Source organism: Bdellovibrio sp. BIS2, from assembly GCF_055398295.1.
Genome location: NZ_AP035879.1, coordinates 3,177,022 through 3,199,405, shown reverse-complemented (window position 1 = coordinate 3,199,405; position 22,384 = coordinate 3,177,022). Strand labels below are relative to the sequence as shown.

General features: G+C 51.8%; 20 protein-coding genes and 1 pseudogene. 12 read left to right on the top strand and 9 right to left on the bottom strand.

Translation table 11 applies throughout. The features are described 5' to 3' along the window. Positions 1–45 precede the first annotated feature (45 nt). From ACZ520_RS15190 to ACZ520_RS15180, 3 genes and pseudogenes are all read right to left on the bottom strand, one after another. A pseudogene (locus tag ACZ520_RS15190) lies at positions 46–624 on the bottom strand (Tll0287-like domain-containing protein); the annotation flags it as partial. Between the two features lie 236 nt (positions 625–860). Continuing rightward, a complete protein-coding gene (locus ACZ520_RS15185; protein WP_088564300.1) occupies positions 861–1,787 on the bottom strand; it encodes a universal stress protein in 927 nt (308 codons plus the stop codon). Positions 1,788–1,865: 78 nt separating this feature from the next. After that, positions 1,866–3,404: a methyl-accepting chemotaxis protein gene (locus tag ACZ520_RS15180; RefSeq protein WP_464126363.1), complete on the bottom strand. Its 1,539-nt coding sequence runs from the start codon at positions 3,402–3,404 to the stop codon at positions 1,866–1,868. Positions 3,405–3,597: 193 nt separating this feature from the next. Between ACZ520_RS15180 and ACZ520_RS15175 the strand changes: the two genes are divergently transcribed. From ACZ520_RS15175 to ACZ520_RS15145, 7 genes are all read left to right on the top strand, one after another. Further along, positions 3,598–4,344, top strand: a complete 747-nt coding sequence (locus ACZ520_RS15175; protein WP_088564302.1) for a cell division protein FtsQ/DivIB — start codon at positions 3,598–3,600, stop codon at positions 4,342–4,344. Positions 4,345–4,465: 121 nt separating this feature from the next. After that, positions 4,466–5,722, top strand: coding sequence for a cell division protein FtsA (gene ftsA / locus ACZ520_RS15170; RefSeq protein ID WP_088564303.1), 1,257 nt, complete (start codon positions 4,466–4,468; stop codon positions 5,720–5,722). Between the two features lie 62 nt (positions 5,723–5,784). Further along, positions 5,785–7,443, top strand: a complete 1,659-nt coding sequence (gene ftsZ / locus ACZ520_RS15165) for a cell division protein FtsZ (RefSeq protein WP_088564304.1) — start codon at positions 5,785–5,787, stop codon at positions 7,441–7,443. After that, a complete protein-coding gene (locus ACZ520_RS15160) occupies positions 7,443–8,198 on the top strand; it encodes a UDP-2,3-diacylglucosamine diphosphatase (protein WP_464126360.1) in 756 nt (251 codons plus the stop codon). The genes ftsZ and ACZ520_RS15160 overlap by 1 nt, the downstream gene beginning before the upstream one ends. 91 nt (positions 8,199–8,289) lie before the next feature. Continuing rightward, complete coding sequence (locus ACZ520_RS15155; protein ID WP_464126358.1) at positions 8,290–8,772, top strand: hypothetical protein; 483 nt, start codon at positions 8,290–8,292, stop codon at positions 8,770–8,772. Positions 8,773–8,826: 54 nt separating this feature from the next. Then, positions 8,827–9,324 (top strand): class I SAM-dependent methyltransferase, encoded by a 498-nt coding sequence (locus ACZ520_RS15150; RefSeq protein WP_464126356.1) that lies wholly within the window; start codon positions 8,827–8,829, stop codon positions 9,322–9,324. Between the two features lie 63 nt (positions 9,325–9,387). Then, entirely contained in the window at positions 9,388–9,585 is a 198-nt protein-coding gene (locus ACZ520_RS15145; protein WP_464126354.1) for a hypothetical protein, read from the top strand. Between the two features lie 28 nt (positions 9,586–9,613). On the opposite strand, the gene hmgA is transcribed toward ACZ520_RS15145, so the two are convergent. Then, positions 9,614–10,903 (bottom strand): homogentisate 1,2-dioxygenase, encoded by a 1,290-nt coding sequence (gene hmgA, locus ACZ520_RS15140; protein WP_464126352.1) that lies wholly within the window; start codon positions 10,901–10,903, stop codon positions 9,614–9,616. A 111-nt stretch (positions 10,904–11,014) separates the two neighbouring features. On the opposite strand from hmgA, the gene ACZ520_RS15135 reads away from it, so the two are divergent. The 3 genes from ACZ520_RS15135 (at position 11,015) to ACZ520_RS15125 (ending at position 12,580) form a co-directional block, all read left to right on the top strand. After that, positions 11,015–11,434: an Rrf2 family transcriptional regulator gene (locus ACZ520_RS15135; protein WP_088564309.1), complete on the top strand. Its 420-nt coding sequence runs from the start codon at positions 11,015–11,017 to the stop codon at positions 11,432–11,434. Positions 11,435–11,494: 60 nt separating this feature from the next. Continuing rightward, positions 11,495–12,118 (top strand): NAD(P)-dependent oxidoreductase, encoded by a 624-nt coding sequence (locus ACZ520_RS15130; protein WP_464126350.1) that lies wholly within the window; start codon positions 11,495–11,497, stop codon positions 12,116–12,118. A gap of 69 nt (positions 12,119–12,187) precedes the next feature. Further along, positions 12,188–12,580, top strand: a complete 393-nt coding sequence (locus tag ACZ520_RS15125) for a nuclear transport factor 2 family protein (protein WP_374033046.1) — start codon at positions 12,188–12,190, stop codon at positions 12,578–12,580. Here ACZ520_RS15125 and ACZ520_RS15120 read toward each other — a convergent pair. From ACZ520_RS15120 to ACZ520_RS15100, 5 genes are all read right to left on the bottom strand, one after another. Further along, positions 12,577–13,302, bottom strand: coding sequence for a phosphatase domain-containing putative toxin (locus tag ACZ520_RS15120; protein WP_464126348.1), 726 nt, complete (start codon positions 13,300–13,302; stop codon positions 12,577–12,579). The genes ACZ520_RS15125 and ACZ520_RS15120 overlap by 4 nt on opposite strands. An 80-nt stretch (positions 13,303–13,382) precedes the next feature. Beyond that, entirely contained in the window at positions 13,383–14,561 is a 1,179-nt protein-coding gene (locus ACZ520_RS15115; protein ID WP_088564313.1) for a PA14 domain-containing protein, read from the bottom strand. Between the two features lie 110 nt (positions 14,562–14,671). Then, positions 14,672–17,437 carry a tail fiber domain-containing protein gene (locus ACZ520_RS15110; RefSeq protein WP_464126346.1) on the bottom strand — a complete coding sequence of 922 codons (2,766 nt, stop codon included), beginning with the start codon at positions 17,435–17,437 and terminating at the stop codon, positions 14,672–14,674. Beyond that, positions 17,434–18,000 (bottom strand): hypothetical protein, encoded by a 567-nt coding sequence (locus ACZ520_RS15105; RefSeq protein ID WP_464126344.1) that lies wholly within the window; start codon positions 17,998–18,000, stop codon positions 17,434–17,436. Before ACZ520_RS15105 ends, ACZ520_RS15110 begins: the two co-directional genes overlap by 4 nt. A gap of 130 nt (positions 18,001–18,130) precedes the next feature. After that, positions 18,131–18,889 carry a hypothetical protein gene (locus tag ACZ520_RS15100; RefSeq protein WP_232469090.1) on the bottom strand — a complete coding sequence of 253 codons (759 nt, stop codon included), beginning with the start codon at positions 18,887–18,889 and terminating at the stop codon, positions 18,131–18,133. Positions 18,890–19,061: 172 nt separating this feature from the next. Here ACZ520_RS15100 and ACZ520_RS15095 point away from each other — a divergent pair, with 172 nt between their 5' ends. Beyond that, positions 19,062–19,610 (top strand): NUDIX domain-containing protein, encoded by a 549-nt coding sequence (locus ACZ520_RS15095; RefSeq protein WP_088566760.1) that lies wholly within the window; start codon positions 19,062–19,064, stop codon positions 19,608–19,610. A gap of 16 nt (positions 19,611–19,626) precedes the next feature. Beyond that, positions 19,627–22,311 carry an aconitate hydratase AcnA gene (acnA, locus tag ACZ520_RS15090; RefSeq protein WP_416480037.1) on the top strand — a complete coding sequence of 895 codons (2,685 nt, stop codon included), beginning with the start codon at positions 19,627–19,629 and terminating at the stop codon, positions 22,309–22,311. The last annotated feature ends 73 nt before the right edge of the window (positions 22,312–22,384 follow it).

The following is a 22,384-nucleotide window of genomic DNA, read 5'->3' as shown; positions in this document are numbered from 1 at the left end:
GGTAGCTGCGGCTTTGACTTTGTCTTTGCTTGAAATCACAGCGAAACCGCCATGCAGTTTACCGTCGGACCAGTCTTCCATGGGATAGCCCAGAATGTCCTTGCCGTTTTTCCAAGGGGACTGGGAAGGGGAGCCGTGACAGTTCATGCACCCCTGACTGGATGAAAGGCGCACCGGACGGTATACGATCACGTGATTGTCGGTGGTTGCCGTGAGCTCTTCCAATTTTGGATCGGCCTCAAATTTTTTCAGAATGTCCATTTCTTCCTGAGTGGCGCGATTGTCCGAATTGCGCGGTTCACCCGAGAAAATGCGGAAAGTATAGCCTTCCTTTTCAGCGCCTTCAGCGCCCACTTTCATTGCGGCAAAGATGGGAACCTGCTTCAGGATGGCCATTTTGGATTCTTTGGAAAGATTGCCATCAGGATGATCCTCGATGGCCTTTTCGATGCTGGCTTTTAATCCACCCTGGGAAGCCACGTAAGAGCGCACGGCTTCCAGGCGGGAAAGGATCGCTTCTGATTTTTCGACCAGATGGGATTCGCCTTCGTGCGAGATGCGGGATGATGCCACGATCACAGCTGCGGTCGTGCAGATCACGCAAGCAGTGCCAATACTGATCATAACTTTGGTGCTGAACTTCACTTTGAAACCTCTTGTTCCTTATTTTGTTTAATTGGAATGAGGCTCTTATCGAACAAAAGCTCTGTAATCTTCCTTACAAATGTGAGAAGCCATCTCCACCGGGCGGGGGATCTTTCTTAATAACTTGTCCGGCGAGCGTTTAAAATTGAAATAGAAAAAGGCAGGCGACTAAGCACCTGCCTTGGGCAATGAATTTGTAATAAAAGGTCGAGCTGTTAAGATCTCACAACAATTACAGGAACGGGGGATTTTGCGATCATGTCGCGAAGGTTGGATCCCAGAAGCGTGCCCAGAAGTCCGCCGTGGCTTTCATCACCCATGCAGATCAGATCGCAGTTGCCGGCAGGTCCCGCAAGGAAGGTGTCCACCAGCGGAGTTTTTTCCTGCTCAATGATGCCCTCGCAGGAAATGCCCTTGCTGCGCAGACGCTCCAGTTTTTTCTCCATGGAACTCTGGGCGTCTTTTTTGATGTCAGTATAGATGGTGTCGATACTTGGAGTCGCTTCCCCAGCAGCAAACATGTATTGCTCTACCGTGCGCAAGGTTTCTGCGACGGAATGATAAAGGACAACGTGGGCACCCAGTCGTTTCGCCAGACTGACGCCATAGGTTTCAGAGGCGCGGCACTTTTTCGTCAGATCGGTGACGATGGCGATGCGCAGGTCCTTTTTGGTCGGCAGGCTGTAGTCGTCGCGTTGAGTGCCGGGGCCCAGGATGTAAACGGGCCGCTTCACATTGCGCACGACTTCCTCGGCCACGCTTCCCAGGAAGAACCGGTCCATCCCTTTGAGTGCGCGGGACCCGACGATCAAAGCTTCAACACTGTTGGTGTCTTTGACGGCGTCAGAGATTTCTTTCACTGGCGAGCCGAACTTCACAATCAACTTTCCGGGAACAGCAAAGTTGTTCATGACCGGGGCCAGTTGATGATGTTTGTGGCTGATGATTTTGGCTTTTTCAGCATAGGAAAGTGCCAGTCGTCCCGGAATGTCTTTGAGTGTTTTGATATACAACAAAGACACCGGGCAATTCAGGCGGACAGACAGGTCCGAGGCGAAGCGACGGTTCACCTGGGATCTTTTCAAAGAGGCTTCGTCTTTATGTTCCAGTTCGTCGGCAATAAGAAGTGAATGAGTGGTCATGCTATCCTCCTTGTCTTGAAGGATAGCACTTTAACTGCGCGGGTCTATGATTCCCGTCATCATTTGTCTATTTTTGGGTCACGAAGCGGCCTGGTCTGAGTTTCCGCTAATAATAACATTCAGTTGCTGGACTGCTTCTTCCATAACAGATGACTGGCGCGTCAGCTCTTCTGAAGCAGCAGCGCACTCTTCGGCTGCCGCTGCGTTGGCTTGTGTGATTTTATCCATGTCGGTCAAGGCCTTGTTAATTTGCAGAATGCCCTGTTCCTGTTCTGAGCTGGCGCCGGATATTTCCGTATTCAGGGCGGACAGCTTTTCGATGGTGGTTACGATTTCTTTTAATGAATCTGCACTGGATCGAACAACTTCGTGACCTGACTCAATCTTTTCAACACTGTCGTTGATCAGATTGGAAATTTCTTTGGCGGAAGTGGCGCTTCGTTGTGCCAGGCTGCGAACGGCCTCTGCGACGACAGCAAAGCCTTTGCCATGTTCACCGGCACGGGCCGCCTCTACAGACGCATTCAAGGCCAGCAGATTGGTCTGGAAGGCGATATCATCAATCACCGTGATGATCTCTTCGATTCTTTTTGAGCTGGAAGTGATTTCATCCATGGATGTCGTCAGCTTCTGGACCTCGCGTTCACCGATGCGCGCCTTTTCCTGGGCGGTGTGGGCCAGGTCGCGGGCTTTGGAGGCGTGCTGGGAATTCATTTTCACCATGCTGGAGACCTCTTCAGTGGAAGCGGAGGTTTCTTCGATGGAAGCCGCCGCCTTCACGGCGGAATTGCTGAGGCTTTGGCTGGAGCTGAAGATTTCATTGCCGGTGGTCGACACCTGCGTGCCGGCGCGGTTGAGGGTGGCAATCGCCTCCAGCAGTGCGCCCAGAGGGGAGCGCAGCAGTGCATAGGAAACGGCCAGAATCACGACCGTGATCAGCAAAGCCCACAGCAAAATAGAGTAGGTGGTGTTGCTGGCGGCCTCGGCGACACGGTCTGTGGAAGAGGTCACTGCGAACACACCGTGAAGCTTGTTGTCGCTCCAGTTTTCCATGGGGTAACCCAGAATGTCTTTGCCGTTGCCCCAGGGACTGTTGGCAGGATTTCCGTGGCACAGCAGGCAGCCTTGCGCTTCTGACAGACGCACGGGACGATAGACCACGACCTCGTGATCGCCCCGGGTGATGATCTCTTTCAGTTCAGGTTCTGCTTCAAAGCGCTTCAGGATTTCCAGTTCAGAGGTTGTGGCTTTGTTGGATTCGCGGCGCGGGGCTGCGGTGAAGACCCGGAATTTGTAGCCGTCTTTTTCTGCATTCTCAAAACCCACGGCCATCGATGCGACGATGGGAACTTTGCGCAGCAGTTGTTTGCGCACTTCTTCAGGCAGGTTGCCATCCGGATATTTTCCGACGGCCTGGGCAAAGTCCTCTTTCAGATTTCCGGAGGTCGCCACGTATCCACGCATGGATTCAAGGCGGGAAAGAATCGCCTGGGATTTGTCGACCAGTTGGTCGCGTCCCTGCTCGTGAATTTTGGAAGAAGAGATTCCCACCGCTGCCAGAGTGCAGACCACACACGATAAAGCGACGTTTAAAATGACCTTGGTGCCAAACTTCATAGAATCTCCTTCGCTGCTATCTATCGGTAATGAGGTCGAAAACAATATGGACTAAAGCTCGTTTTGTTGCGGTTTGAAAAGCTAAGTGCACAAAGGTCCAGTGAAAGACCTTGGTCTTGTTTTGCGGACAGCGTTTCATTGTTGGCGATCTTGTTGCTAATCTAAAATTCACGACAGCAGAGGATTTCCGACTGTGAAGAAGCTCGTTTTGAAACTTATTTTTGGATTCATTGTTCTGCCTGCAGCACTTGCGGGAACGCTTTTTTATCTGAATGAAAACGGCTTTTTCAACATTCGTACAGTCGAGGTGGTGCTTGAAAATCCACCCGCGGGGCAGGAGCAGTTTTTGCGCCCGCACGTTGATCGACTGGAAGCAAGTCTGGCCCGTTACAAGGGCGTTTCTCTTTGGAATATCAAACTTAAAAAAGTGTCTCGTGAAGTGGATGCCCTGAACTGGGTGGAAGGTTTGAACATCAAAAGAAGCTGGCCGACGACGTTGTCTGTGCGCGTGCGCCCGCATGAAGTGAAACTTCTGTTCATGGCCAAGGGTGGAAAACTTGTTCCGATCATTAAAGACGGGACTTTCCTGGATCCGGTTGAAAGCAAGCAGGCTCCCGATGTTGTGTTGCTTGACGGAGAAGGTTTTGTGAAAAAAACAGAACTTCGCAAGAAGGCTGTTGATGTGGTTGAGCAAATTCCTGCTGAAGGATCGTTCAGCAGAAAAACAATTTCTGAAATTCGTTACGACAATAAAGAAGGCTTCTGGATGACCATGATCAAAACGGGAATCCAGGTGAAGATGGGTGAAGACCAAGTGTCTTTGAAGTCTGCACGAGTCAGCCAAGTCGTCGATTATCTCGAATCCCGCCAGTTTGACGCGCGCGTCATAGACGCGAATCTGTCAAAGAAAGTCCTTGTCAGGTTGCGTAAGGATCCCTAAGCTTAAGTCTGGAAGACCGATCAAAGTCGGGTAGATGCCCCCTTTCGAAGCCCCTTAAAATGATTTTAACGGGTGGTCTTTCCTGAAGCTTTATAGTTTAGGCATCCGTGAGGACTTAAGGATGAGTACATCAAAACCCAAAGCTCCGGTATTGGCTGGCTTGGACATTGGTTCTACCAAGGTCTCTTTTGTCATCGGCACAGTTAATCCCGAAGGAAAAATCGAAGTCGCAGGCGTGGGCACCGCTCCCAATACAGGGATCCGTCAGGGTGTCGTAGTCAATATCGAAGCCACGACTGATTCCATCAGAAAAGCCAAAGAAGAAGCAGAATTGATGTCCGGTTACACCGTCTCCGAAGTGTGGGTGGGTGTTGCTGGTTCGCACATTTCTTCCTTTGATTCCAAGGGCATGGTTGCGATCAAGAATCGCGAAGTCACCGCCTCTGAAATTGACCGCGTGATCGAAGCTGCAAAAGCAGTGGCGGTTCCGACGGATCGTTCTGTTCTTCATGTTCTTCCAAGAGAATTCAAAGTCGACGGCCAGGATGGGATTACGGATCCTATCGGCATGTCCGGCATCCGCTTGGAAGCCAATGTGCACATCGTGACCGGCGGTCAGAGTGCCATCAATAATACAGTAAAATGTGTTGAAAAAGCCGGTTTGAAAATCGCAGGCCTGGTTCTTTCCCAGTTGGCATCCGCAACCGCGGTGATGTCCAACGATGAAAAGAATCTGGGTGTGTGCGTGGTTGATATGGGTGGCGGCGCTTGTAACGCCCTTTACTTTGTCAACGGCAGTGTGGCTCACTCCTCTGTAATTCCAGTGGGTGGCCAGCACTTCACTCACGACGTGGCGGTGGGGTTGAGAACTCCGCAGTTCGCGGCGGAAGAGCTGAAAAAGAAGCATGGCTGTGCCATGGCTTCCATGGTGAATGAAAATGAAACTGTTGAGGTCGAAGGTGTTGGCGGCAGAAAATCCCGCGTGATTCCTCGCAAGGACCTTGCGGATGTGATCGAAGCTCGTGCAGAGGAAACTCTGAACCTGATTGCCAATGACATTCGTATGAGCGGCCTGATGCCAATGCTTGGTGGCGGGATCGTTCTTACAGGGGGCGCAAGCAACCTGGATGGTCTGATCGAAATGGGTGAATTTATCTTTGATATTCCGGTTCGCAGAGGGGCTCCTCGTGAAATCGGTGGTCTGACGGATGTGGTGAAGTCTGGAGAATTCTCCGCCGCTGTCGGACTGTTGCAGTATGCACTGGGGCAGAGAAAAGACCTGCTTCAGGCGCATCAACAGCAGCAGGAAGTGAACATTGGTGAATCGCTGGACGGGATCACCAAGAAGATCAAAGAATTTTTTGGACAGATTTTTTAAAATTTTTAGCCTGAGTTCGCCCAAGCCTCGGCGACGGCGGATGATTCTGTGGGGAGGATCAAATGTTTGAGTTGGAAGAAAATATCAATATCGGTGCAAATATTAAAGTAGTGGGCGTCGGCGGTGGCGGTAGCAACGCGGTTGCCACCATGATCGAATCCGGCATGAACGGTGTTGAGTTCATCGTTGCCAATACAGACATCCAGGCCCTGAACGCCAGCAAGTCTCCGAATAAGATCCAGTTGGGTCTGGATCTTACAAAAGGTCTTGGCGCGGGTGCAAATCCGGATGTGGGTCGCAGAGCTGCGATCGAATCCTACAATGAAATCGTTGAAAAATTGGAAGGCGCGGACATGGTGTTCGTCACTGCGGGTATGGGTGGCGGAACTGGTACGGGTGGCGCTCCGATCGTCGCGAAGATTGCGCGTGAACTTGGCGCTTTGACTATCGGTGTGGTTACCAAGCCTTTCCTGTTCGAGGGTAAAAAACGCGGCAAGCACGCTGAAGGCGGCCTGGCTGATCTGAAAGAAAACGTGGACACCCTGATCGTGATCCCGAATCAGAAACTTCTTTCCATCGCTGCGGAAAGAACTCCGCTTCTGGAAACCTTCAAAAAAGCGGACGAAGTTCTTCTTCAGGCTGTTAAAGGTATCTCTGATCTGATCAACATCCGCGGTCTTATCAATCTGGACTTCGCCGATATCCGCACTGTTATGTCCTCCAAAGGCATCGCAATCATGGGTACTGGCGCAGCCAAAGGTGACAACCGTGCGGTTGAAGCGGCGACTGCGGCGATCTCTTCTCCACTTCTTGAAAACGTCAAGATCGATGGCGCGACTGGCATCATCATCAACGTAACGGGTGGTTCTGACCTGTCCCTGTACGAAGTGAACGAAGCTTCCACTCTGATCACTGAAGCGGCTCATGAAGATGCAGAAATCATCTTCGGTGCGGTTATCGATGAAAGCATGGGTGATGAAGTTCGCGTGACTGTGATCGCGACTGGTTTCGATTCTCACGATGTGAAACTTGTGAACGACATGGCTCAGGTAAATCAAATGCAGAACTTCCTGAACCAGAACGCAGCTCACTTCGGTGGCATGAACATGCAGATGCCGCAAATGCCGCAGCAGATGGCTCAAATGCCACAGATGCCGCAGATGCCACAAATGCCGCAGTTCCCGCAAATGCCGGTGATGCCGACAATGCCACAAATGCCTGTTATGCCTCAGATGCCAGCGGTTGAACTTCCGCCGATCACTGCGGTTCAGTCTCAGGTTCAGTCTTTTACGCATCAACCACAGCAGACAGAGGCAGCTCCTCAGGTTACTGAGACTGTGGTTGTTCCCCCTGTAGCTGCCGTGACTCCGCAAGTGGCGCAGCAGGCAGCACAAAACATGATGCCACAAATGCCGGTTCAGGCTCAGCAAGCTCCTGTTCAACAGGAAGTTGCCACTCCGATCCAGCCACAAGTGGAATCATCTTTGTCTCCGCGTGATATGCTGCTGGCTAAAGCCCGCGCTTTCAAAGAAAGCCAGGACTTGAAATCCAAGCACGCGAATCCGGAACAACTGTCCATGAACGTGGATCACGAACAGCAGTCTTTGGAAGAAGCGCGCCGCATGGCTCGCGAAGTCCTGAGCTCTCCGTTCTCCAGCCAGAATCTTGAAGTTCCTGCATTCATCCGCAAGAAACAGGGATTCGATCTGAATAAAGAATAGTGGAAGCCTGGTTCATATCCGACATTCACTTGAAAACCGCTGAAGAGCGCAATGGGAAAATCCTGTTGCGCTTTTTGCGTTCTTTGCTGGCGGGAAATCCGCAGCAGGTTCACCTTTTCATGCTCGGGGACATCTTCGATCTGTGGGTCGGTGGACACACTTATTTTGCCAAAAAGTTCGAACCTTTGATGCAGGCTCTGGGTGATCTTCGCAAAGCCGGAGCCCGCATCACGTTCATCGAAGGAAACCACGACGTTCACGTGGAAGGTTACTTCCAAAAACGTCTGGGGATCGAAGTTTTTGTCGAGGCTCAGTATTATCTGATCGACGGAGTTCGTGTGCGCTGTGAGCACGGGGATCTGATCAATTTGAATGATGAGAAGTATCTCAAATACCGCGGCATCATTCGCAATCCTTACATCAAACCTTTGGGAAATATTCTGCCGGGCAAGTTCTGGGATCATATCGGGAACAAAGCCAGCAAAAAAAGCCGCGAACGCAGCGGACACTATCGTGTTTCCAACGAAGGTGAGCTGATCACGATGATTCGCAAGCACACTCCGGTGGCCTATGCGGAAAAGCCGTTTGATCTGATTGTGTCCGGGCACATGCATGTGTTTGATGATCATACTGAAACCATCAACGGACACTCGGTGCGTTCGGTGAACCTGGGGTCATGGTTCGAAGAGCGTGTGAAAGTTTTCTGCCTGAAAAATGGCGTGGGCGAATGGGTCTATCTTCCCTCTGAAGACTAAGTTCTGACCGAATTTTCTGGATCACTTAAAAACCTGAACTTTTGCGACGACAGTCTTCAGGGCGTATCCTTTTTGTATTCAAGGAGGATTTATGAGATCAACGGTCAGTGCTTTGGTGTTTCTGCTGGCAATGACAGCTCAGGCTGCTGTGGAAATGACAGTGCAAAAAGAGGCCTTCGTCATTCATTCGACGTCCATCAGTTGCATGGCTTATCAGGATGGATCCAACCGTCGTGATATTGCTTCGCCATACATTGATATTCCTCAGATTCGTATTGCCAACCGCAGTGGTGAATTCTTTGCTCCGGCCATGATTCAGGTGACATTCAAATCTTCGATTCGCTCTTACACCTGCACCTATTCTGATTATCAGTTGGATGCCATCGGCATTCCGGTGCGTATGACCAATAACGAAATTCTGGATCTGACTTGTCCGATCAAGTGTGGCGGCTTGCCAATCGGCAGCCCCGAAAAAGTCACCGCCACGGTCGAACTGATCGGGTACACCGAATCTGGCAACGGCCATATGACACCCGTTAAAATTCAAAAGAAAATGGACATCATCAATCCATAACTAACTAAAAGGTACCTGCTTACTTTTTCCGAAGCGCTGCGATAGAATCTGGGTATGGATTTCAAACCGACTCAACGATTTAGTGACCGGGTTGATAACTACGTCAAGTTTCGACCCTCGTATCCTTCTGAACTTCTTAAGTTTTTCACCGACCAATTGGGGCTGACCGCAGCAAGTGTGGTTGTCGATGTGGGTTCGGGAACAGGGATTTCCACCGAAATCTTTCTAAAGAACGGCAACATCGTGTATGGGGTTGAGCCCAATGCTAAAATGCGGGCTGCTGCTGAAAAGAACCTGGTGGGTTATCCTGATTTTCACAGTGTGAATGGTTCATCTAAAAACACCGGGCTGCCTGCCAACAGCGTGGATTTCGTAATTGCCGCTCAGGCCTTTCACTGGTTTGAACCGGTGGCGACTCAGAAAGAATTCAAACGCATTTTGAAATCGCCGGGAACGGCGGCGTTGATCCGGAATGACCGCCGGATGACGGGCACGGGATTTAATGTGGACTATGAAGCGCTGATTGCGAAGTACGGTTCCGACTACAAGTAGGTTCGACATAATAATATCGATCAGTCCCAGATTGAAAGTTTTCTGGGGGCCTACAACGAACATGTGATTTTCAATTATCAGGATCTGGATTTTGATGGCTTGTTAGGGCGTCTGTTGTCTTCGTCATACATGCCTCAGGCGGACAGTGAAGTTTATCCGGCCATGAAAGTCGAGCTGCAATCGCTGTTCGACAAGTATCAAAAAAACGGAATGGTGCGGATTGAATACGACACGCGTATTTTCCACGCACGAATGAAATAAAAAAAAGCCGGGTTTCCCCGGCTTTTTTTTATTTGAAGTACTTTTTGAAACCTTGCCAGCAGTTTTGATAATCGCTTTGCAGGAAATCTTTCCCCATCGCGAAGTCCGTCACCATATACGGGGAGCGGGATTCAAACATGAAGGCCATGGTGGCTTCGATCTTGTGCGGCTTTAAATCCGCATTGCTGGCTTTTTCAAATGCGTCTACGTCTGGTCCATGCGCGGAATAGAAATTGTGCAGACTGCCGCCGCCAGGAACAAAGCCCCCCGCGGTTTTTGCGTCGTATTCGCCATAGATCAAACCCATGTATTCGCTCATGCAATTGCGGTGGAAGTACGGTGGGCGGAAGGTGTGTTCACCCACCATCCAGCGCGGCGGGAAGATCGCAAAGTCCACGTTCGCCGTGCCCGGCACTTCACTTGGTGAGGTCAGTACGGTGAAGATGGATGGATCTGGGTGATCATAGCTGACAGTGTTGATGGTGTTGAATTTGCGCAGGTCATATTTGAACGGAACAAAGTTTCCGTGCCATGCCACCACATCCAGTGGCGAGTGACCGATTTCAGCGCCCCACAGTTCACCGGCAAATTTGCCGACCAGTTCAAACTTTCCTTCTTTGTCTTCAAACGCCGCCACCGGAGTCAGGAAGTGACGACGGTGAGCCAAACCGTTGGCGCCAATCGGGCCCAGATCCGGCAGTCTGAAAGCCGCACCAAAGTTTTCACCGATATACCCAGTGCAAGTGGTGCCTTCTTTCAGTGGATTCACCTGGAACTTCATCCCGCGGGGAACCAGAGCGATTTCGCCCGGTTCTACTTCCATAAAGCCCATTTCGGTTTTTACATGCAAAGAGCCTTTTTGCGGAACCAGCAGGAAATCCCCATCGGCGTTCATGAAGTAGCGTGTGTCCATGGGCTTGTTGAACGAATAAAGATGCGCATTCAAACCACGCTGTTCGTGCACAGAGCCTGTGCCACACACGGTGCGGATGCCTTCAACGAAATCCTGCTTCGCGGAAGTTTCAGCCAGCGGATTCCAGCGCATTTGGTTGGGATTGATGTGCTGAGGTTTGAAGAAGGTTTTGGAAGTCAGATCCTTCAGCGGGGCGAAAGGCTTGTGCATCACGGACGGGCGGATGCGATACAGCCAGGAAAACATATTGGAATGACGAGGGGCTGTGAAGGCCGTGCCGCTGAGCTGTTCAGGATAAAGACCCGCCGGGGCCTTTTGTGGAGAGTTCTGGTCCTGAGGCAAAGAGTTCGGGCGAGCTTCTGTGGAAAAATGATTTCCGAAACCTGATAAGTATTTTGTTTCCATATGGGACAGATAATCAGTTCCCAGGTAAAAAATCAACAGGGATGCCCCTCAACCGCGGGGGCTGATAAATGACCTCTTGACGGGCTTTAATGAAACTAATATAGTTACAGTATGGCAGCTAATAGCAGATTCGCGGTAGCGACTCATATTATGACCCTGGTAGCTCACGATGCCCCTAAGGGGGAGCTTCTGAAGAGCGATATTGTGGCGGGAAGCGTCAACACCAATCCGGTGGTGGTGCGCCGTCTGATGGCCGAGCTTTCCAAAGCGGGTCTGCTGACGTGCCATCAGGGAAAAGGCGGCGGAGTCGAACTGGCCCGGCCGGCAGAGAAGATCACCCTGCGTGACATTTATCAGGCGGTGGGGGAATCCGACGTATTTGCTTTCAACCCGAACCGGCCCAATACAAGATGTCCTGTCAGCACCAGTATGGCGAAGCTGCTGACGCCGGTGTTTTCAGAAGTGAATGACTGTGTGGCAGATCAATTGAAGCAGACGAAGCTTTCGGATCTGGTTCACAAGGTCGACTAGGTCTTCTGTTTTTTTGCATTAAACTGTAACAAATATGGTTACTTAACAAAGGAGAAAACCATGAATGTAGCACTGATCGGAGCTTCTGGATTTATCGGAACCGACATTTTGGAAGAACTGCTAAGCCGCGGACACAAAGTCACCGCCATTGTCAGAAATCCGGAAAAAATCAAATCCCGCGAAAACCTGCTGGTGAAAAAAGCCGATGTCACTGACACGGAAAAACTGGCTGAAATCCTGAAGGGTCAGGACGCTGTTGTGAGTGCCTATAATCCAGGAACTGACATGAGTGTGACTGGCGCGAAATCCTATGCGGCGGCAACAAAAAAAGCCGGTATCAAACGTCTGCTGATCGTGGGCGGAGCGGGATCTTTGGAAATTTCTCCGGGGGTTCAGTTGGTGGACACACCTCAGTTCCCGGCGGAATGGAAAGACGGCGCCCGTGCAACGCGCGAAGTACTGAACTTCATCCGCACCCAAAATGATCTGGATTGGACCTTCTTCAGCCCGGCCATGATGATCGAACCAGGGCCTCGCACGGGAAAATTCCGTCTGGGCAAAGACACTCCGGTCTTTGATGCGAAAAATGAAAGCCGCATTTCGACGGCAGACTATGCGGTGGCGATGGTCGATGAACTGGAAAAGCCCCAGCACCTTAAACAACGCTTCACCGTCGGTTACTAGAAAGGCCCCTACATGAAAGCATTTAAAGCAATTACTGCCGCATTGATTCTGTCATTGGCTCTTCCGGCAATGGCGAAGAAAACCGCCGTGGAAGAAAACAAAAAGATTGTCACGGATTTCTATAACATGGTCTTCCGGGATCACAAAGTGCAGGAAGCCGCCGACAAGTACTTTGGCTCAAAGTACATTCAGCACAATCCCCTGGTGCCGGATGGGGTGAAACCGTTCACCGGGTATTTCATTCCGCACTTCAAAGCCAATCCCGAGGCGCGCAGTGAAATCAAGCGTGTGATTGCGGAAGGCGACCTGGTGGTTTTGCATGTTTTGTCCAAACAGAACAAAGACGATCGCGGTCGTGCGATCGTGGATATCTTCCGCGTGGAAGACGGCAAAATCGTTGAACACTGGGATGTGATTCAGGCGATTCCGGAAAAGGCCGCCAATACAAACACCATGTTTTAGTTTCTTTTGCTGACGCAGCGGAAAGCCGCTGCGTTTTCAATCACGGGTTCCTGATTGCACAGGGATCCGTGCAGGTTCTGTCCGCGTGCGCGGGCATCTGCCAGGACCCTTGCCATTTTCAGATAAGTCGGCGTCAGTGTTTCGCGAATCTTGGTGACAACTTCTTTATATGGTTTGCGTGGATTGCCGGCTTCATAGCCCCGCGCGCACATCTCGGACTTGAACGCTTGCGCTGCGGATTCAAACTCTCCGGTCCACAGGCCCCAAAGGCCCGCCAGATAACCCGTGCGGTCTTCACCCACGGTGCAGTGGAAGTAAATGCTTCTTCCGGCTTTCACAGATTTTTCAATTGTCTTTAAAGCCTCAATCGTCATGCGGCAGGCGGCCTTGTAGTCATGCAGGTCTTTCCAGGGAAAAGGCACATGGGTGATGGCCGAGGCTGACAGCCCCGCGTTTTGCAGTTGGGCGATTTCTTTGGCGACTTCGCCTTTGGTGTCGGTTTTGAAGATGAGAACCTCTTCGATGCCGGAATCCAGCAGCTCCTGAATCTGAGCTTTGTTTCGGGGCTCCATCCCGCGCACCACGCGGGCGCCGTTGGCGTCGCTGGAAACTTCATGCGAGTTGGGAATGCTTAACCCCTCAACCGAGCCCAGAAAAGCCGATTGTAAAGACCAGGCAGATGGGCAAAGGAATAGAACAAGAAGGAAAGGAAGTGCTTTCATGGCCCCGGTTTCTATTTAAAAACCGGGGGACTGGCAAGTAAGCAGGTGGAAACTTAGTATTCCCGGAAGGAATGATAAGTTTATGGCAGCAGCATCATCGCAGGGCTGCGGACTTCTTTGCCCTTGGCATCCACACTGATGGCCTGAACCTGATACTGCAAACCATGGATCAGACCGCTTAAGACGGCCTTGTGGCTTGTGACCATTTCAGAATCCACGGCCGTGTACATTTCCTCACCCGTAAACACATTCACGATATAGATCTGGCTTGAGGACGGGAAATTTGTGGACCAGGTAATTTCTGCATTCGGTGCCGCCACCGAGGCGATTTTGAAATCACTCAGGGCAAAGTCCGGCTCCACACAAGGGTTCGGCTTTAAAGCGGGCATGTGGAAGTTGGCTGGTGCCACCACGTCCCAGCCGGTGGCTTCCAGGAACTTCACGGCGGCCTGTTTTTTTCCGTTGTTGGGATTATAGAAGAAGTTGTTGCTCTGGATACCACACAGGGAGTGGGAAGAAGGCTTCTTCCAGCTTTGGGCCTTTTTGTGGTGCTTCCACATCATCACGTTGGCGATGTGATAGCGCGGCCCCTGATAGTACAGAATACGTATTGGCAGTTCGGTGTCTTTTTTCATTTCCACCGTGCGATAAGGACAGCCCAGGCGGGTCGGGTGCACACCGTCGTTGTTCACCAGTTCATTCCACACGTCACCTTCTTTTACGAACAGGCGGGCACCATCATCCGACAGCAGGGAAATCTCGTAGTGGCCTTCGCGGTCCTGATCAGACAGCTTCAGAACTGACGAGTATTCAATGGCAAAGTTTTCGATCAGCTTGTTGCCACCGGCATCCACCAGCACATCTCCGTTTTTAGTGGCAAAACCTTCGGTGAAAGCACGGGTGGGCACGTTCACGTCCGAGAAATAAAGATCCTGCTCAAGCTTCACACCCTTGTTGTAATAGTCCATCACGCTCTTGACTGATGCGGACATCTCGGGGCTTTTCACATACAGTTTCGCAAACAGTCCGTTTTCGCTGTTGTTGGCCGAACCGCTGCCCAGAGGATCACACACGGTTTTTTCCGGATCGGCAAAATCCACCGATCCGATGCTGTCGCCAGTCGGGGTTTTTCCGCTGCCATGATAGCTGCACGTGATCTTCTTCAGCAGTCCGCGGGCGCGGATATTGGGTTCATTTTGTTTTTTTGCCAGTGCAAAAGGGGACACCAAAAGCACGGCAAGGAATAGTGATTTCGTCATTACGTACCTCAACAATCAGCTATCTACAAGATTAACAAAATTGTAAAAACTGTGGAAGTATCCCCCACACGTCGTACGATATTGGTATGTTTTGAAGTTTCGAAATGAGATTACTGCAGACCGAGTTTGGCTTTGATCAGTTCCAGATCTTTTTTGAGACTCTTGTTTTCTTCTTCCAGCGCTTTGATGCGCAGGTCTTTCGCAGCGGCATCCTCTTCCAGTGAAGCCACTTTGCGTGTGATGGTGTTCAGTTGTTCCTGGGTGGCTTTGCACATGCCATGAAGATCTTTGACGGCATTGACGGTCGCCCAGTGAATGGGGTCGACGTTCAGCTCCAGGTATCCATCCGCGCGGGTTTTCACCGCATCCGGAATCACCTGCTGCACTTCCTGGGCGATAAAACCAGTCATAGGCACATCCGACGGAAGGTTCAGGGCATTTCCGGATTTATAATTATAACGAACGGTGTGTAATTTCAGAACTTCATTCAGACCGTATTCGTATTCACCGTGGATGTCTTTCAGGCGTCGGTCCGAGGCATTGGTCCACGCGGTCCCGGTGCTCAGTCCGGCAGTTCCCGTGACATGAAGAGTGTAAGTCGGTGCCGGGGTGTTGATGCCGAAGTTCCCTGTCGCACGATCAATGGTCACCGCTGCGCCCAGAGTGGCACCCGTGTCATCATAGCGAAGTATGCTGAAGTTGGAGCCCATGTTGGATCCGGTTTCAGACGCTGCATTCACCATCATCGACCAGCGATTGACGTTGGTTTTTCTGTAAATCAAAGACGGGTTGTAGTTCAGTGCTGTGGAGTCGATCACCACCCCGCCAGTGGCCGAAGTCACGAAGCGGGCAACTTCGCCAGATCCGATGACATGCAGGGGAGTGGCCGGGCTGGTTGTGCCGATACCCACGCGTCCGCTGTCGTCGATCGTCATGCGCGGAGAATTGTTTGTTTCAAACGAAAGACTGAAGGCATCGTTGGTGCCAAGCACCATCGGAATACCCAGCGAGTTTCCGGAGTTCACCAGGACACCCAAAGAACTGTAGCTGGAGCATCCCGCAACGCCGGCTCCATCAAAGGCGATGGCCATCCCGACAGCGCAGGAAAACTCAGTGAAAGCAGAGCCTGAAGCATTGGTGTAAACCAGTTTGTTGGCACTGAAAGTCCCAGTGCCGGTACCACCTTTGCTGACTGGAACCAAAGAAGGGAATGATCCCGGATTCACGGTGACGACACCGGAGCTGACATTCAGACCGCTTCCGATCTGCACTATACCCTTGGAGCTGGCGGTGGCATCACTGACAGAAATCTGCGGGGTTGTGGTGTTGTTGGTAACAACCACGGGGGCGGTTCCGGCCACATTCGTGACGGTGCCGGTGGGAATTGAAATCCACTTCACACCGTTGGCGTCTGCCGTGTCTGCCGTCAGGACCTGTCCACTCGTGCCCGCTGGCAGGCGCACATTGTTCGTGCCGTTGTGAACCAGGATGTCCCCTTTGCTCGTCAGTGGTGAAAGAGCGGCCATAGCACCCACACTGCTGGAGGCGCCGGTACCGCCATTGGCTATCGGCAGGATGCCTGTAACCTGGGACGTAAGGCTGATCGGAGTTGCCGCACCACCTCCGCCCAAGGTGCTCCAACTGGAACCATTGTCGCGATAGATCTGGTGGCTGTCTGAAGAAATATAAAGAAGTCCGTTGTTGCCTGCTGCGGGACGGGCGGCATCCACACCCGCCATGATTCCCGTGGCGCCACCAAAGTTTTTCACCGCATCGACGATGCCATATCCTGAAAGTGTGCCAGGAAGGCCCGTGGTGATTTTGCTCCAGTCCAATGCAGGAATATCAGCCGCTGTCAGGGTCGAACCCGCAGTTACGCGTCCTTTGGCATCCGTGGTCACTTTGGTGTAAGTGCCGACCGTGCCGACAGTCGCAAGATTTAAAGCTCCGGCAGAGTTCAAAGTCGCATCACCGCTGACCGCGACTTCGGCCGCCGTGCCACCGGCGTTACCCACCCAGATGTTTCCAGTGGAAAGGGTTTTGCCTTGTTTGTTGTTGAAAGCCTGCCAGTCGGTTGAACTTAAATAACCGTTCGTTGTGGAATTGGCCTGAGTGATGAACAAATCAGGCACCGCCGCTGTTCCCGCAACCCCCAACGGTGATTGTGCGGTGACGGAAGTGACTGAGCCTCCACCGCCGCTGGCAGAAATCGTAATGTTGCCAGCTCCGTTGGTGATATTGATTCCGGAACCTGCTGTCAGAGTTGCCGGAGTATAGCCTGTGCCATTGCCGATCAGAACCTGACCGTTGGTTCCGGCAGTGCCAAACAGATTCAAAACACTGTTCAGAGTGCCGTAGCGGCTAAAGACACTGTCAACATTGGTTTGAGTTGTCGAGGCTGAGATCTGCACAAAGTCCGCGGCAGTCTTGTCGGCAAGGCGGGCGGCATTGATGGCGAAGGGAACTGTATTGATTGCCACATCCGGTGTCAGATCTGTTCCACCCACACGCACCCGCAAAGACCTGGTTGTGAAACCAGATGCCGTCACCGTGCTGGTGTCAGCACAGGTCACACTGCCGGAGGACGCAAAGATGCGATCGGCGGTGTTGCCGGTGGAATCCGTGCGCGTGCCACTGCCGACAATCACACTGAATTCACCACTGGAGCCGGGAGTGATGCTGTGGGTTTCTTCAAACACCACACAAGTGGACGGATAGATAATCTGCAGAATCACGGTCTGAGTCGTCGTGATCGGGGTGCCCCCCGCATCAGTCAGCAGACCCTCATATGTGAACAGAGGACCGGGCGAAGGTGATGCCGCATGGGCGGCAAGACCTGTTAAAATCAGGAAGAGGGAAAGAATCAGGCTTTTCATTCGGTGATTCTCCCTTTGATTTTGAAATTGCCGCCGGCAGCGACATGCTGCTGTTGGTGGCGCAGGCGGCTTTTTACCCGATAACCACCACCAGCCTGTTCGGCGCTGCCGATCAGGATTTCCTGACTGCGGGTGGAGGAAGGGGAGTAAAGCACGGTCACTTCCTTGTAGAAGAAGTTGTTCTTGCGAGGTTGCGCACGGAATTTAACCTTCAGTGTCTGGCCCGGTGAAATCGCCAAAGAGCTCCAGGGGGATTTCAGATTGGACAAACTGACGGTGAACTTCCCGTTCACGCACGAAGAGGGAGCCGCAACATCATAGCTGGTCGGTGTGATCCAGGTGGCACCACCATCGAGGCTCATGTCAATGCTGCCGATGAAGTTGGAACAAGAGGCCTGCAATGGCACGCTGTTCAGGCTGGAAGTAACCACATGGTTTGGATTGAATTCAAGACTTTCCATGGAACGCAGAATCGACACTGTCGGACTGGCATCCGAACAGGCAGAGAGGATCGACACGATCATCCCTAATATGGCGATTTTATTCACGTCCCGTGTGTTCATACTTGTTAAAATATCGGCAAAAATGAAGGACTTCTAAAGTCGGCCGGTGTCTCAGGATGGGAATAAAAAAAGCCACCTCTTTGAGGCGGCTTTGGGAGCGAATCAGTACTGAAACAAGACAGCAGTCTTGCTAGAAATTCATCGTATAACCGATCAGGCCCTGCACACCGGACATAGTCGTGGACAAGTCCTTGCCGTTGCGCTCGACTTCGGAATCGCCACCGCACTGGCTGACACCCGGGATGTCGCTGGCGCCGGTACAGTTGCCTCCGGTCGTCAGGTTTCTTTCAATCGGCATGTAACGGACGTTGCCTTCCACCGTCAAACAATGAGCGTCGGTGAAGCAGAAGTCCACACCGATACCACCCATGGCGCCAAAGGCACTGCCTTTGAAATCCAGATTCTTGGTGCCGGCGGTGATCTCTCCACTCAAGGACCCGTAACCCAGACCTGTCTGCATGTAAAACTTAATGAAAGAGTTTTCCAGAGGATACATGCGGAAGATGGGAAACACGGTGAATCCCGTCAGTTTGTAATCGTAGCTTCCGTCTGTCCCAGAGCCTTCAGTGCTTTGCATGAAATAAGAGGGGCGGAAGACAAAGGCGTAAGAAGTCCCGCTGAAGCGGTAGGACCAGTTGGCATAAAACTCCCAGGCGCTGCCCAGAGATTTGGTGTCAGCATTGGCGGCGCTCGCACGAGCGGCATCAATCAGGGAGTTCATGTCATTTTGGCCGGCAGAAACCGTCGACAGACCGATTCCCAGAGACATGTCGCCGGAAAGGCTTGGACCGCGGCTAAGGCGGCGTTGGGCGTTTGCATCCTGGGCAAACATGAGCGAAGCAAGAAGAGCGGTGGACATGAAAATTCCCACCTTGGTCAAAGCTCTCATAGTGATCCTCCTGATCTTTCAAATTTGATTTAACACAAGTCTATACAACACTCTCTATTTCAACATCTATGAGCCACATCCATTCTACACCTTTTGGACAAAAGGCGGGACCATCTTTGGTCCAGACGAAATGAAAGCGACTTCAGCGTGTCTGTATGAGACTCTGAACACCATGAAGCATTTGGAAGAAAAGACGCTTTCCACGCGTCAGATTTTTAAAGGAAGATACCTCAAAATTGAACAGGATCAGGTGCAGGCACCGGATGGGCGCACTTACACCCGGGAATACATTCTGCATCCCGGTGCCGCGATGATGATCCCGCTTTTGCCGAATGGAAACGTGGTGATGATTCATCAGTACCGTCATGCGGTAAAGAAAGTTTTTCTCGAGTTCCCGGCTGGCAAAAGGGATCACAACGAGGAAACCCTGCTGACAGCAAAGCGAGAGCTGCTTGAAGAGACCGGCTATGAAGCCAAAGAATGGAAGTTCCTGACCACAATTCATCCCGTCATTGGTTATTCCAATGAACACATCGATTTGTATCTGGCCAAGGATTTGATTCAACTGGAACAGCGTCTGGATCAGGGTGAGTTTATTGAGGTCGTCGAAGTAAAACCTGCGGATCTGATGCAGCTTGTTCTCGAGGGAAAAGTCAGCGATGTGAAAACCCAGATCGGGGCTTTTTGGCTTGATAAATTTCTAAGAGGGGAGTGGAATTGAGAGGAAGGAGCCTCTCATGTTCATTCAATCCAAAGACAGTTTTAAGACGAAATCGAAACTTCAGGTGGGCTCTCAGAGCTACACCATTTTCAACGCTCAAAAAATTCAGCATCCCAACATCAAGAAACTTCCGGTGTCGCTGAAGGTCCTTTTGGAAAACCTTCTGCGGCACGAGGACGGTCTGCATGTCAGCAAAGAGGACATTGATTCTTTGCTAAGCCTGAGCAACGAATCCCTTTCCCGCGAAATTTCTTTCTTTCCGGCGCGGGTTCTGATGCAGGACTTTACCGGCGTGCCGGCCGTGGTGGATCTGGCGGCAATGCGGGATGCGATGAAGTCACTGGGCGGGGATCCGAAAAAGATCAACCCGCTGGTGCCGGTGGATCTGGTGATCGACCACTCGGTGATGGTCGATGCCTTCGGGACACCAAAGTCCTTTGATGAAAACGTTAAGATGGAATTTGAGCGAAACCACGAACGTTATGTCTTCCTGAAATGGGGGCAGAATGCGTTCCAGAACTTCAAAGTGGTTCCGCCGGGCACAGGTATTTGTCATCAGGTGAATCTGGAATATCTGGGTAAAACCGTATGGTCCAATCAGGGGCCGGAGGGTGCCAACGCCTTCCCGGACACGCTGGTGGGCACAGACAGTCACACCACCATGATCAACGGTCTGGCCGTACTGGGCTGGGGTGTGGGTGGTATCGAGGCGGAAGCGGTGATGCTGGGGCAACCTCTCAGCATGCTGATTCCGGAAGTGGTCGGCTTTAAACTTGATGGCAAAATGAAAGAAGGCACAACGGCGACGGATCTTGTTCTGACCATCACGCAAATGCTGCGTAAAAAAGGTGTGGTCGGCAAGTTCGTTGAATTCTATGGTCCGGGTCTGGCATCCATGTCACTGGCGGATCGTGCGACGATTGCCAATATGGCTCCGGAATATGGTGCCACCTGCGGATTCTTCCCGGTGGATGAGCAGACGATGAAGTATCTGCGTCTGTCCGGGCGTGATGCCGCAACAATTTCTCTGGTTGAAGCTTATGCGAAAGAAACCGGTTTGTGGCGTTCTGAAGAAGCTGAAAAGCACTATCACTTCAATGACACTCTTCATTTGGATATGTCGACGGTGGAGCCTTCGTTGGCGGGACCAAAGCGTCCTCAGGACCGCGTGGTACTGGCGGGCGCTGCGGAAGACTTTAAAAAACAACTGGTGGCGGGCTTCCAGGTGGAGGCTGACAAAGCCAGCAAAACCGCTTCGGCGGTGGCAGTGGACAGTGAATCCTATTCACTGGGTCACGGGGACGTGGTGATCGCCGCGATCACGAGCTGCACCAACACGTCCAATCCGTCGGTGATGATCGGGGCGGGCCTGGTGGCGAAGAAAGCCGTGGAAAAAGGTTTGACCGTGAAGCCGTGGGTGAAGACGTCCCTGGCTCCGGGTTCACAGGTGGTGACGGACTATCTTGAGCGCGCCGGTTTGCAGACTTATCTGGACAAACTGGGTTTCAATCTTGTGGGTTACGGCTGCACGACTTGTATCGGAAACTCCGGTCCATTGGAAGCGCCCGTTGCGGGAGCAGTGGAAAAAGGAAATCTGGTTGTGGCTTCGGTTCTTTCCGGCAACCGCAACTTTGAAGGTCGTATCAATCCGCATGTGAAAGCCAACTATCTGGCGTCCCCGATGCTGGTGGTGGCGCACGCGTTGGCGGGAAATATGATGATTGATATCACCCGTGATTCGCTGGGTACTGATTCGGCCGGTAAACCGGTGTATTTGAAAGACATCTGGCCTAGCACGCAGGAAATCCAGGACACCATCAACAAGACTGTTGAAACGAAAATGTTCGACACCCGTTATGGAAATGTTTTTGCCGGAACTGAGGACTGGCAAAAAATCAACACGACGTCCTCTCAGGTGTACAACTGGGAGCCAAGCACTTACATCAAGAACCCACCGTACTTCGAAGGCATGACTTTGAAGCCGGAAGCTGTTCATGACGTGAAGGGCGCTCGCCCATTGGCCATTCTTGGCGACTCCATCACGACCGACCATATTTCTCCGGCAGGCAGTATCAAAAAGGATTCCCCGGCAGGTCGTTATCTGACTTCACACGGTGTAGAGGCCAAAGATTTCAACTCTTACGGATCCCGTCGTGGTAACGACGAGGTGATGGTGCGCGGAACCTTTGCAAACATCCGTATCAAGAATGAGATGCTTCAAGGGGTGGAAGGCGGCATGACCAAATACGTGCCAAGTGGTGAAACACTGGCGATCTATGATGCCTCTGTGAAGTACCAGTCCACGATGACCCCGCTGGTGGTGATCGCAGGGAAAGAGTACGGTACCGGCTCTTCCCGTGACTGGGCGGCCAAGGGCACTCGCCTTTTGGGTGTGAAGGCTGTGATCGCGGAAAGCTTTGAGCGCATTCACCGCTCCAATCTGATTGGTATGGGGGTGTTGCCGTTGCAATTCCATCCGGGCACAGATCGCAAAACTTTGCATTTGGATGGCAGTGAGACGTTTGATATTTCCGGCATTGAATCCGGGATGAAACCGCAGCAGGATCTGACGTTGACGATTCATCGCGCCGATGGCAAGAAAGAGGACGTGAAGGTGCGTTCCCGCATCGACACCGCCGTCGAACTTGAGTACTACAAGAATGGCGGCATCCTTCATTATGTCCTGAGAAAACTGGTCTAGTTCCTTGCACAGTTCACAAGCTCTCGCCTGAACAGGCGAGAGCTCTGTCCACCGGCCAGGTCCAAAAAATTAC

Excerpts from the sequence above, each read along its gene's own strand:
- ACZ520_RS15185 (WP_088564300.1), bottom strand. The coding sequence starts at position 1,787 with ATGACCACTCATTCACTTCTTATTGCCGACGAACTGGAACATAAAGAC.
- ACZ520_RS15100 (WP_232469090.1), bottom strand. The coding sequence starts at position 18,889 with ATGAGAGCTTTGACCAAGGTGGGAATTTTCATGTCCACCGCTCTTCTT.
- ACZ520_RS15125 (WP_374033046.1), top strand. The coding sequence starts at position 12,188 with ATGGCGAAGAAAACCGCCGTGGAAGAAAACAAAAAGATTGTCACGGAT.
- ftsZ (WP_088564304.1), top strand. The coding sequence starts at position 5,785 with ATGTTTGAGTTGGAAGAAAATATCAATATCGGTGCAAATATTAAAGTA.
- ACZ520_RS15110 (WP_464126346.1), bottom strand. The coding sequence starts at position 17,437 with ATGAAAAGCCTGATTCTTTCCCTCTTCCTGATTTTAACAGGTCTTGCC.
- ACZ520_RS15135 (WP_088564309.1), top strand. The coding sequence starts at position 11,015 with ATGGCAGCTAATAGCAGATTCGCGGTAGCGACTCATATTATGACCCTG.
- ACZ520_RS15155 (WP_464126358.1), top strand. The coding sequence starts at position 8,290 with ATGAGATCAACGGTCAGTGCTTTGGTGTTTCTGCTGGCAATGACAGCT.
- ACZ520_RS15150 (WP_464126356.1), top strand. The coding sequence starts at position 8,827 with ATGGATTTCAAACCGACTCAACGATTTAGTGACCGGGTTGATAACTAC.
- ACZ520_RS15095 (WP_088566760.1), top strand. The coding sequence starts at position 19,062 with ATGAAGCATTTGGAAGAAAAGACGCTTTCCACGCGTCAGATTTTTAAA.
- ACZ520_RS15105 (WP_464126344.1), bottom strand. The coding sequence starts at position 18,000 with ATGAACACACGGGACGTGAATAAAATCGCCATATTAGGGATGATCGTG.
- ACZ520_RS15115 (WP_088564313.1), bottom strand. The coding sequence starts at position 14,561 with ATGACGAAATCACTATTCCTTGCCGTGCTTTTGGTGTCCCCTTTTGCA.
- ACZ520_RS15180 (WP_464126363.1), bottom strand. The coding sequence starts at position 3,404 with ATGAAGTTTGGCACCAAGGTCATTTTAAACGTCGCTTTATCGTGTGTG.
- ACZ520_RS15120 (WP_464126348.1), bottom strand. The coding sequence starts at position 13,302 with ATGAAAGCACTTCCTTTCCTTCTTGTTCTATTCCTTTGCCCATCTGCC.
- acnA (WP_416480037.1), top strand. The coding sequence starts at position 19,627 with ATGTTCATTCAATCCAAAGACAGTTTTAAGACGAAATCGAAACTTCAG.
- ftsA (WP_088564303.1), top strand. The coding sequence starts at position 4,466 with ATGAGTACATCAAAACCCAAAGCTCCGGTATTGGCTGGCTTGGACATT.
- hmgA (WP_464126352.1), bottom strand. The coding sequence starts at position 10,903 with ATGGAAACAAAATACTTATCAGGTTTCGGAAATCATTTTTCCACAGAA.
- ACZ520_RS15130 (WP_464126350.1), top strand. The coding sequence starts at position 11,495 with ATGAATGTAGCACTGATCGGAGCTTCTGGATTTATCGGAACCGACATT.